Here is a 2,085-nt window from a genome sequence, read left to right as displayed (position 1 = left end):
CTCGCAGGGCAAGGCCTAGGCGCGAGCAGCCCCGGACACAACACTCCGGCCGCCCCCGAGGGGGCGGCCGGAGTGTTTTTGTCGCGCGGTCTAGGACCAGTCGCCGGAGAGGAAGTAGTTCATCTTCTTCGTGATGCTGACCGCGTGGTCGCCGAAGCGCTCGTGGTAGCGGCTGGCGAGGGTGGCGTCCACGACGTTCACGCGCTCGACCGAGTAGGAATCGCTGAGCACCTTCTCGAAGACGCTGGCGTGCAGCTCATCGATCCGGTCGTCCACGTCACGGATCTCCGTGATGGTCTTCGGGTTCTGGTCGCGGAGCAGCTCCGTGAGCAGGCCGGCGATCTGGACATCGAGTTCGCCCATCTCGCGGAACGTCGAGCGAAGCCCCTTGGGGATGACGCTCTCGGGGAAGCGGTAGCGGGCGAGCTGGGCAATGTGCTCGGCGATGTCGCCCATCCGCTCCAGGTTCGAGCTCATGCGCAGCGCCGCGACGACCAGGCGCAGGTCGGACGCGACCGGCTGCTGGCGGGCGAGCACGGTGATGGCGTGTTCGTCGAGGCTCGTGGCGAGCCGGTCGATCTCGTCATCGCTGTCGATGACGGCCTCGGCGAGCGCCACATCGGAGGTCTGAAAAGCGGTGGTGGCGCGCTGGATCGCAATCTCGACGAGTTCGCTGATCTCGACGAGGCGGTCCTGGACCTCCCGAAGTTCCTGCTGAAATACTACGCGCACGCGGTTCCCTTTCTGAGGCGACGGTTCACGGCGGCGCGGCTGCGCTCCCCGTGGTGCCCGGCAGCGCCGCAATGCGGGCGCTCGGACCCATCCTGCCGAGTCCGGGTAAACGAAGAGGTGCCGCAACATGAACGATAGTTGAACTTTAGCGGACGCCGTCGAAAGCCGCCTCCGGGGCACTCCGGGGCGGCCTACGATGGAGCCATGCAGGGATCCTCGCTCGTTCTGGCCTCCGTCGCACTCGGAATTCTCGTCGGGGTGCTCGCGGTGGGCTCCGTCGTCCTCGCCCGGGCGGCCGGACGCCGACGCGCTGAGGCAATGTACCCCTCGGTGCCGCCCGTGGCGATCGAGATTCTGGACGAGCTCGGCTCCTTCGCGGTGCTCCTCGACTCCTCGTTGTCGCCCGTATACGCGAACGCGCATGCGCGGGAACACGAGACGATCACGGGGGAGCAATTGCGCACCCCGGCTTTCCTCGCACAAGCCCGCAGCGTGCTCAGCACGGGGGAGCCCTTCACGGCTGACCCGGACGAGGATGACGAGGAATTCGGCACCGCGATCTGGATGCACCTGTTTCGGCTCGGCTCCGGATTTGTCGTCGTCCTCGCCAGCGACCGGGGCGAGGAGCGGCGACTGAACGCGATGCGCCGCGACTTTATCGCGAACATGAGCCACGAGCTGAAGACCCCGATCTCCGCGATCAGCCTGCTCGCCGAGGCCGTGCGTGAGGCCTCGGACGAACCGGAGCTCGTCCGCGGCTTCTCGAAGAGCCTCGTGCGCGAGTCGCAACGCCTGGCCGAGCTGACCCGAGACATCATCCGGCTCTCCGAAGCGCAGTCCGCGCTCGGGGAGCGGGACCGCGAGGACGTTGCCCTGCGCGAGCTCGTCCGCAACCAGGTCGACAGCTACCGCACGATCGCGATGCAGCGCGGCGTGGACATCGTGCTCACCGAGCCCGCCGACACGAAGCGGCCCGCGATCACGCGCGGTCGGCCCCAGGCGCTCGGCATCGCGGTCAGTAACCTGCTCAGCAACGCGATCAAACACTCGCCGGACGGCGGGCACGTCGGCATCGGGCTGGAGTTTGACGGGCAGACCCTGACCCTCGCGATCACCGACCAGGGCCCCGGCATCGCGGAGCCCGACCTGGAGCGGGTCTTCGAGCGGTTCTTCCGCACCGACGACGCCCGGACCCGGACCGAGGGCGGCACGGGGCTCGGCCTCAGCATCGTCAAGCACACGATGCTCAGCCACGGCGGCGATGTGCAGGTCTGGTCCCAGCCGGGGGTCGGATCGACCTTCTCCCTGCTCTTCCCCCTGGTCGCCCCGGAATCAGAGGAACAGATTCGCGCC

2 protein-coding genes are annotated in these 2,085 nt (G+C 68.0%); one reads left to right on the top strand and one right to left on the bottom strand.

The features are described 5' to 3' along the window. Positions 1–90 precede the first annotated feature (90 nt). Entirely contained in the window at positions 91–732 is a 642-nt protein-coding gene (gene phoU, locus OOT08_RS04860; protein ID WP_325091434.1) for a phosphate signaling complex protein PhoU, read from the bottom strand. 204 nt (positions 733–936) lie between these two features. Here phoU and OOT08_RS04855 point away from each other — a divergent pair. After that, positions 937–2,085: sensor histidine kinase (locus OOT08_RS04855; RefSeq protein WP_325091433.1), on the top strand; the 1,149-nt coding region annotated here is incomplete at its 3' end.

It is taken from the genome of Leucobacter sp. M11 (assembly GCF_035726885.1).
Taxonomy (GTDB): domain Bacteria; phylum Actinomycetota; class Actinomycetes; order Actinomycetales; family Microbacteriaceae; genus JAPFRB01.
This window is presented reverse-complemented; position numbering and strand designations above follow the sequence as displayed.